Below are 8,186 nucleotides of genomic sequence, written 5' to 3' on the forward strand. Positions count from 1 at the left end.
CTTGAAGTCGGCATCGACGACATCGTCGGCCGCGTTCGCGGCGCCCGCGTGGGCACCTTCCGCACCGGCCGCACCGCCGGCTGCCGCGGCGCCTGCCTGCTGCGCCTGCATGTCGGCGTACATCTTCTCGCCGAGCTTCTGCGAGGCCGTCGACAGCGCTTCGACCTTCGCGTCGATCACGTCCTTCTCGGCCGCGTGATCCTTCAGCACGTCTTCCAGTTCCTTCAGTGCCGCTTCGATCTTGTCCTTCTCGCCCGCGTCGAGCTTGTCGCCGTATTCCGCGACCGCCTTCTTCGTGCTGTGGACCAGCGCGTCACCCTGGTTACGGGCATCGGCGCGCTCGCGCAGCTTCTGGTCTTCGGCCGCGTTCGCTTCGGCGTCCTTGATCATCTGGTCGATTTCGGCATCGGACAGGCCCGAGTTCGCCTTGATCGTGATCTTGTTTTCCTTGCCGGTCGCCTTGTCCTTCGCGCCGACGTGCAGGATGCCGTTCGCGTCGATGTCGAACGTCACCTCGATCTGCGGCACGCCGCGCGGTGCCGGCGGGATGCCTTCCAGGTTGAACTCGCCGAGCGCCTTGTTGCTGATGGCCATCTCGCGTTCGCCCTGGTACACCTTGATCGTCACGGCGCCCTGGTTGTCGTCGGCCGTCGAGTAGACCTGAGCGTGCTTGGTCGGGATCGTGGTGTTCTTGTTGATCATCTTCGTCATCACGCCGCCGAGCGTTTCGATGCCGAGCGACAGCGGGGTCACGTCGAGCAGCAGCACGTCCTTGCGGTCGCCCGACAGCACCTGGCCCTGGATCGCCGCGCCAACCGCGACGGCTTCGTCCGGGTTCACGTCACGGCGCGGGTCCTTGCCGAAGAATTCCTTCACCTTCTCCTGCACCTTCGGCATGCGCGTCTGGCCGCCGACCATGATCACGTCGTCGATGTCCGACACCTTGACGCCGGCATCCTTGATCGCGGTGCGGCACGGCTCGATGGTGCGCTCGACCAGATCCTCGACCAGCGCTTCCAGCTTGGCGCGCGTGATCTTCAGGTTCAAGTGCTTCGGGCCCGATGCGTCGGCCGTGATGTACGGCAGGTTGATTTCGGTCTGCTGGCTCGACGACAGCTCGATCTTGGCCTTTTCAGCGGCTTCCTTCAGGCGTTGCAGCGCGAGCACGTCCTTCGACAGGTCGACGCCCTGCTCCTTCTTGAACTCGCCGATGATGTAATCGATGATGCGCTGGTCGAAATCCTCGCCGCCGAGGAACGTGTCGCCGTTGGTCGACAGCACTTCGAACTGCATTTCGCCGTCAACGTCGGCGATTTCGATGATCGAGACGTCGAACGTGCCGCCGCCCAGGTCATACACGGCGATCTTGCGGTCGCCCTTTTCGGCTTTATCCAGGCCGAACGCGAGCGCGGCCGCGGTCGGCTCGTTGATGATCCGCTTCACTTCGAGGCCGGCGATGCGGCCGGCATCCTTGGTGGCCTGGCGCTGGCTGTCGTTGAAGTACGCCGGCACCGTGATCACGGCTTCCGTGACGGTTTCGCCGAGGTAATCTTCGGCCGTCTTCTTCATCTTGCGCAGCACTTCGGCCGACACCTGCGGCGGCGCCAGCTTTTCGCCGTGCGCTTCGACCCAGGCGTCGCCGTTGTCGGCCTTGACGATGGCGTACGGCATCAGGCCGATGTCCTTCTGGACTTCCTTCTCTTCGAAGCGACGGCCGATCAGGCGCTTGACCGCGAACAGGGTGTTACGGGGGTTGGTCACGGATTGACGCTTGGCGGGCGCACCGACCAGCACTTCGTTGTCGTCCATGTAAGCGATGATCGACGGCGTGGTGCGGGTGCCTTCCGAATTCTCGATGACCTTGACCTGATTGCCTTCCATCACGGCCACGCACGAGTTCGTGGTGCCGAGGTCAATACCGATGATCTTTCCCATTTTTCGTAATCTCCAGAAACGCTGTTTGCTGCGGCTTTTCGGGGCTTTTTCCCGGTTTTGCCGCGCCGAATTCAACTCTGCACACGAAATAGGTGCGACCGCGCCGTTTTCAAGACCCCGAACGCGATGCGGCTATTCAATTTTTTCAATTGCCGGCGGCACGCGGCCGAACGGCGATCGGGGGCCGAAACAATCCGACCCCGAAAAACGACAACGGGCAAGCGAGGAAACGACGCGCGGGGCGATCCATGCCGGGCCAGCCGGCGGCATCGCCTTGCGATTCGCCGAAGGCGAACCGGCTTCATCGCGGCGCGGATCAGGACCCACGCGCCGCCGGCCGGCTTTCCCGCCGGCCTCCCCAACCTGAGGGGCGCGCTCGGGGCGCGCCGCCTTCCTTTTTGCTTACTTCGGCTGCGCGACCGTCACGAGCGCCGGGCGCAGCACGCGGTCGGCAATCGTATAGCCCTTTTGCAACACGTTGACGACGGTGTTGGCTTCCTGCTCGGCCGGCACCATCGAGATCGCCTGATGCTGATGCGGATCAAATTTCGCGCCCACCGGGTTGATCACGTTCACGCGGCCCTTTTCGAGCGCGTTGTTGAGCTGGCGCAACGTCAGTTCGACGCCTTCGCGAATCTTCGCGACGTCGTCCGACGTGTCGCCCACGGCCGCTTCGAGGCTGTCGATCACCGGCAGCAGGTGCTCGGCGAAGCTTTCGATGGCGAACTTGTGCGCCTTGGCGACGTCTTCCTGTGCACGGCGGCGCGCGTTTTCGGTTTCGGCCTTCGCGCGCAGGAAGTGCTCCTGCAGCTCGGCAACCTTGGCTTGCGCTTCGGCCAGCGCGGCGTCGGCTTCGGCGGCCTGCGGCACGTCGGCCTGGGCCGGCTGAGCAGCCTGTGCGTCGCGGCCGGTTTCGTCGGCCGGTTGAGCAGCCGGATTCTCTTGCGTATTTTCCATGTCGCTGAAATCGATTGGGTGAATGAAAGCCAGCCCGGCGGCACGCTGCGGACGAGGCCCGTGGCCTGCCTGCCGAGCAACAGAAACCCACATAGGGCCGAAAACAACAATTTCAAGAGGGTCTTTCGGCGGTTCCCGTCCGATCGGCAGGATCGACCCGCAACCGGCCGTAACAACCGTTACCACCACCCCACTGGATCGGCCCCGGACGCTGCACTACACTGCGTCTGAGGCTGCCCGGACCCACCCCGACGCGGCCCGATTCGTCGGATCATTTCGAACGACGCACAGCGCGCGCGCACCACTCACCGGCCGCCGCCTTCCGATTGCGGACCCGTTCCGCTGGCCGTCCCAAGGGGAGTACCGTGAAATTGACCTTTGTCATTTCGGTGGTCGCGCTGGTACTCGTGGCCGGCACCACCACCATCTGCATGTCGGGCGCCGTCACCGATCGCACCACCGAATACGGCAGCGCGCGGGCGACGTTCGAGCCCGCCTTCAGCGCCCATTCGAAAGTTTGTCGATGATCCGGCGGTCGCGCTTGGTCGGGCGGCCGTGCATCTCGGCGGCCGGCTCGCGATAATGCCGTCGCCGATCGAGTTCGGCAAGCCGTTTCGCCCGCCCTTCCGCGGTTTCCGAATACAAGGTCTGAGCGATGCTGGCCGGGCCGCGCAGGTCGCAGATCCCGAGCACTTCCACTTGCCAGACCACCGTTTCGATGGTGATTTCCACACGATCGCCCACCCGCACGTCCTTCGACGGCTTGACGGCCGCGCCGCCGATCCGCACCCGGCCCTTCTCGACGGCGTCGGTGGCCAGCGAGCGCGTCTTGAAGAAGCGCGCCGCCCATAGCCATTTGTCGATCCGCAGCTTGGCGCCCGGTTCGGTCGAAATCCGGTAGTTCATCGGCTTGATTCCGCTTCGTGACGGTGAATGAGGCTCGGGCCGCCCCGGTTCAGGCGGCCGTCTCGGCCTGCACCGCCACGCGCGCCGGCCAGCCCTGCAGGTTTTCCGCGACGATCTGGCCCAGCGCGTCGATCCAGGCCGGCGACGCATTCAGGCACGGAATGCGGTGGAACGCGCCACCGCCGGCATGCAGGAATTCGTCGCGCACTTCCATGCCGATTTCCTCGATGGTTTCGAGGCAATCGGACGTGAAACCGGGGCAGAACACGTCGGCGCGCTTGACGCCGGCCGCGCCGAGTTCGCGCAGCGTCGGCGCCGTGTACGGCTGCAGCCATTCGGCCTTGCCGAAGCGCGACTGGAACGTGACGAGGCATTCGAGCGAGCCGAGGCCGAGCGTGGCGATCAGCAACGCCGCCGTTTGCTGGCACTGGTCATGGTACGGATCGCCGAGGTCGAGCGTGCGCTTCGGCACGCCGTGGAAACTGAGCACCAGCTTGTCGCCGGCCGCGAAATCGGGGCGACCGTGCTCGGCCCAGTAATGCAGCACCTGCTCGGCCAGCGCATGAATATAGGCGGGATGGTCGGCGTAGTGGCGCACCGTGCGCACTTCGAGCTGGTTGCGCATGCGCCCCAGCGCGGCGAACGCCGCGTCGAACGCGGTTGCCGTGGTGGACGACGAATACTGCGGATACAGCGGCATCAGCAGCACCCGTTCCGCGCCCGCGTGCTTCAACTGGCCGAGCACCGTGCCGATATCGGGCGTGCCGTAGCGCATCGCGTAATCGACCATCACCTGGTAGCCGTTGGCGGCGAACAGCGGCCGCAGGCCTTCGACCTGCCGCTCGGTGTGCACGCGCAACGGCGAGCCTTCGGGCGTCCAGACCGTTGCGTATTTCTTCGCCGAGGCGCGCGAGCGGAACGGCAGGATCAGCCCGCGCAGGATCGGCTGCCAGGCGATGGCCGGGATTTCCACCACGCGCGGGTCGGACAGGAATTGCGCCAGATAGCGCCGCACGGCGCCCGGCGTGGGCGCGTCGGGCGTGCCGAGATTGACGAGCAGAACGGCGATGCGATGCGCCGGCGCGTGTTGCGACGGCGGCTCGAGATCAAAACGCATGAACGGGGATGGGCCTGGGCACCGGATCGAACGAGCCTCATTATAGCGACGGCCCACGACCCGGCGACACGAGACGGCGAAAGGCCGACGCGCCAATCGGGGCAATAGCGAACGGCTTACTGGTTGCCGCTCAAGGTCAGCGACAGCAGCCGCGCCGTGATGTCGACGATCGGGATCACGCGGTTGTAGGCCATCCGCGTCGGCCCGATCACGCCGAGCGTGCCGACGATCTTGCCGTTCACCTCATAGGGCGCGGTGACGACGCTCATCTCGTCGATCGGCACCAGCGTCGATTCCCCGCCGATGAAGATCTGCACGCCCTGCGCATGGCTCGACACGTCGAGCAGTTGCAGCAGGCTGGTTTTCTGGTCGAACACGTCGAACAGCTTGCGCAGCCGCGCCATGTCGGACGACAGATCCGCCACTTCGAGCAGGTTGCGCTCGCCCGAGATCAGCAGCGTGTCGCCGTCGTCGGGCGTTTCGGTGCTGGCCGTGACGGCGGCGTGCATCAGTGCGGTCACGTCGTCGCGCAGCGCGTCGATTTCCTCGCGCAGACGGCGGCGCACCTCGTCGAACGACAGCCCGGCGAAATTGGCGTTGATATAGTTCGAGGCCTCGGTCAGTTGCGACGGCGAATAATCGCGCTGGGTGGCCATCATGCGGTTCTGCACGTCGCCCTCGGGCGTGACGATGATCAGCAGGATCCGCTTGTCGGACAGCCGCATGAATTCGACCTGCTTGAACACATGGCTGCGGCGCGGGGTCAGCACCACGCCGGCGAACTGCGACAGGTTGGACAGCACGCTGGCGGCGGCGGCCACCACCTTCTGCTGCGGCTCGCCCGCCTGCAGGGTGGTTTGCACGAGCCGCGTGAGCGCGTCGCTGTCGATCGGCGATTCGACCGACAGCATGGTGTCGACGAACAGCCGATAGCCGCGTGGCGTCGGTACGCGCCCGGCGGAGGTGTGCGGGCTCGAAACGAGGCCAAGCTCCTCCAGGTCGGACATCACGTTGCGGATGGTGGCCGGGCTCAGCTCGAGCCCGGAATACCGGGACAACGTGCGCGAGCCGACCGGCTGACCGTCGGCGATATACCGTTCGATCAGGGTTTTCAGGAGGGTGCGTGCGCGGGGATCTAACATGGTCGAAAATTCTAGCGCAAGCGCGCGGCGCCCGCGAGGGTTGCGGCGCCAAGGCGCCCTCGGCCTCCCGGCCGGTTCCTTTTCGTCATCCAGCTATGGTGTAATGCCGCCATGAATACCGGCAACCAGTTCCAGACCGTGGCGCTCGTCGGGCGCAGCAACACCCCCGGCATCGCCGAACCGCTCGCCGCGCTGGCCGCTGCCATCGTGAAGCGAGGGCTCGAAGTCGTCTTCGAGGCAGCCACCGCGCAAGAATACGGCATCAAGGGCCATCCGGCGCTGACACCCACCGAAATCGGCGCGCGCGCCGACGTCGCGATCGTGCTCGGCGGCGACGGCACCATGCTCGGCATCGGCCGCCAGCTTGCCCCCTACCGCACCCCGCTGATCGGCATCAACCACGGCCGGCTGGGCTTCATCACCGATATCTCGGCCTCCGAGATGCTCGACCTGGTGCCGCTGATGCTGTCGGGCAGCTTCGAGCGCGAGGAACGCACGCTGCTCGAAGCGCGCATCGTGCGCAACGGCGAGCCGATCTATCACGCGCTGGCCTTCAACGACGTGGTGGTGAACCGCAGCGGCTTCTCCGGGATGGCCGAATTACGGGTCTCGGTGGACGGCCGCTTCATGTACAACCAGCGCTCGGACGGCCTGATCGTCGCCACCCCCACCGGCTCCACGGCCTACGCGCTGTCGTCGGCCGGCCCGATCCTGCATCCGCAACTGCAGGGCATCGTGCTGGTGCCGATCGCCCCGCACGCGCTGTCGAACCGGCCGATCGTGCTGCCCGACGACGTCAAGGTCGGCATCCAGATCATCGGCGGGCGCGACGTCAACGTGAACTTCGACATGCAGTCGTTCACGGCGCTGCAACTGAACGACACCATCGAGGTGCGCCGCTCGCGCCACACGGTGCCGTTCCTGCATCCGGTCGGCTACAGCTTCTACACGACGCTGCGCAAGAAGCTGCACTGGAACGAGCATCCGTCGCACGACGACGATCCGGAATCCTGACGCGGCCCGCGCCACCCACCATGCTCCGCCATCTCTCGATTCGCGACTTCGTCATCGTCGCCGGGCTCGACCTCGAATTCGACACCGGCTTCAGCGTGTTCTCCGGTGAAACCGGCGCCGGCAAGTCGATCCTGATCGATGCGCTCGCGCTCGCGCTCGGCGAGCGGTCAGACGCCAGCGTCGTGCGCGCCGGCTGCCAGCGCGCCGACATCACCGCCGAATTCACGCCGCACGACCGTGTCGCGCAATGGCTCGACGTGCATGCGTTCGATGCCGACGACGTGGTCATGATGCGCCGCGTCATCGACGCCAACGGCCGTTCGCGCGCGTTCATCAACGGCACCAGCGCCACGCTCTCGCAATTGCGCGAGCTGGGCGAGATGCTGGTCGACGTGCACGGCCAGCACGCGCACCAGTTGCTGATGCGGCCCGACGCCCAGCGCGAGATGTTCGACACGCACGCTGGCCTGACGGCCGACGCGGCCGCCGTCGCACGCGCCTGGCGCGCCTGGCGCGAAGCGCTCCACCAGATCGAGCTCGCGCAAACCCACGAGCGCGAACTGCAGCTCGAACGCGAAAAACTGGCCTGGCAGCTCGCCGAACTCGACAAGCTCGCGCCGCAACCGGGCGAATGGGACGAGGTCAACAGCGAGCACGGGCGCCTCACGCATGCGGCGAACCTCAGCCAAGGCGTGCAGGGTGCGCTGCTGGCGATCTCCGAATCGGATCAATCGATGCTCGGGCATCTGGGCGCGGTGCTCTCGAACGTGCGCCATCTGGCCTCGCTCGACCCGGCGCTCAACGACGTGCTGGCCTCGCTCGATCCGGCCGAAATCCAGTTGCGCGAGGCCTCGTATTCGCTGTCGCACTACGCGCAGCGGCTCGAACTCGATCCGGGCCGGCTCGCGCAGGTCGAGATGCGGCTCGACGCGCTGCATTCGGCCGCGCGCCGCTTCCGGCTGCCGCCCGACACGCTGCACGACGAACACCTGGCGCGCCGCGAGCAGCTTGCCGCGCTCGATGCAGCCGCCGACCTGAGCAACCTGCAGGTCGCGGCCGACCGCGCCCGCGAGGCCTATCTGGACGACGCGCGCACGCTGTCGGCGGCGCGCGCC

8 protein-coding genes are annotated in these 8,186 nt (G+C 66.2%); 3 read left to right on the top strand and 5 right to left on the bottom strand.

Annotation, left to right across the window (positions count from 1 at the left end):
* Together dnaK and grpE are read right to left on the bottom strand one after the other, a co-directional pair.
* Positions 1 to 1,935, bottom strand: a 1,935-nt coding sequence (gene dnaK / locus ACYP33_RS34340; protein ID WP_459625547.1) for a molecular chaperone DnaK, incomplete at its 3' end; no start/stop codon positions are given.
* A gap of 402 nt (positions 1,936 to 2,337) precedes the next feature.
* Positions 2,338 to 2,892, bottom strand: a complete 555-nt coding sequence (grpE, locus tag ACYP33_RS34345) for a nucleotide exchange factor GrpE (RefSeq protein ID WP_414443993.1) — start codon at positions 2,890 to 2,892, stop codon at positions 2,338 to 2,340.
* Between the two features lie 365 nt (positions 2,893 to 3,257).
* On the opposite strand from grpE, the gene ACYP33_RS34350 reads away from it, so the two are divergent.
* Positions 3,258 to 3,419: a hypothetical protein gene (locus ACYP33_RS34350; protein WP_459625548.1), complete on the top strand. Its 162-nt coding sequence runs from the start codon at positions 3,258 to 3,260 to the stop codon at positions 3,417 to 3,419.
* Here ACYP33_RS34350 and ACYP33_RS34355 read toward each other — a convergent pair.
* The 3 genes from ACYP33_RS34355 to hrcA form a co-directional block, all read right to left on the bottom strand.
* Positions 3,391 to 3,798: an RNA-binding S4 domain-containing protein gene (locus ACYP33_RS34355; RefSeq protein WP_414443991.1), complete on the bottom strand. Its 408-nt coding sequence runs from the start codon at positions 3,796 to 3,798 to the stop codon at positions 3,391 to 3,393. The two genes, ACYP33_RS34350 and ACYP33_RS34355, sit on opposite strands and share 29 nt — an antisense overlap.
* A 49-nt stretch (positions 3,799 to 3,847) precedes the next feature.
* A complete protein-coding gene (hemH, locus tag ACYP33_RS34360; RefSeq protein ID WP_459625549.1) occupies positions 3,848 to 4,915 on the bottom strand; it encodes a ferrochelatase in 1,068 nt (355 codons plus the stop codon).
* A gap of 116 nt (positions 4,916 to 5,031) precedes the next feature.
* The gene (gene hrcA, locus ACYP33_RS34365; protein WP_414443989.1) at positions 5,032 to 6,057 is read right to left on the bottom strand and encodes a heat-inducible transcriptional repressor HrcA; all 1,026 of its coding nucleotides are present in this window, start codon (positions 6,055 to 6,057) and stop codon (positions 5,032 to 5,034) included.
* Between the two features lie 111 nt (positions 6,058 to 6,168).
* Here hrcA and ACYP33_RS34370 point away from each other — a divergent pair, with 111 nt between their 5' ends.
* Together ACYP33_RS34370 and ACYP33_RS34375 are read left to right on the top strand one after the other, a co-directional pair.
* Positions 6,169 to 7,071: an NAD kinase gene (locus ACYP33_RS34370; RefSeq protein WP_414443988.1), complete on the top strand. Its 903-nt coding sequence runs from the start codon at positions 6,169 to 6,171 to the stop codon at positions 7,069 to 7,071.
* Positions 7,072 to 7,091: 20 nt separating this feature from the next.
* A partial coding sequence (locus ACYP33_RS34375) for an AAA family ATPase (protein ID WP_459625551.1) occupies positions 7,092 to 8,186 on the top strand: 1,095 nt, incomplete at its 3' end.

This window comes from Burkholderia sp. 3C (genome assembly GCF_054589155.1).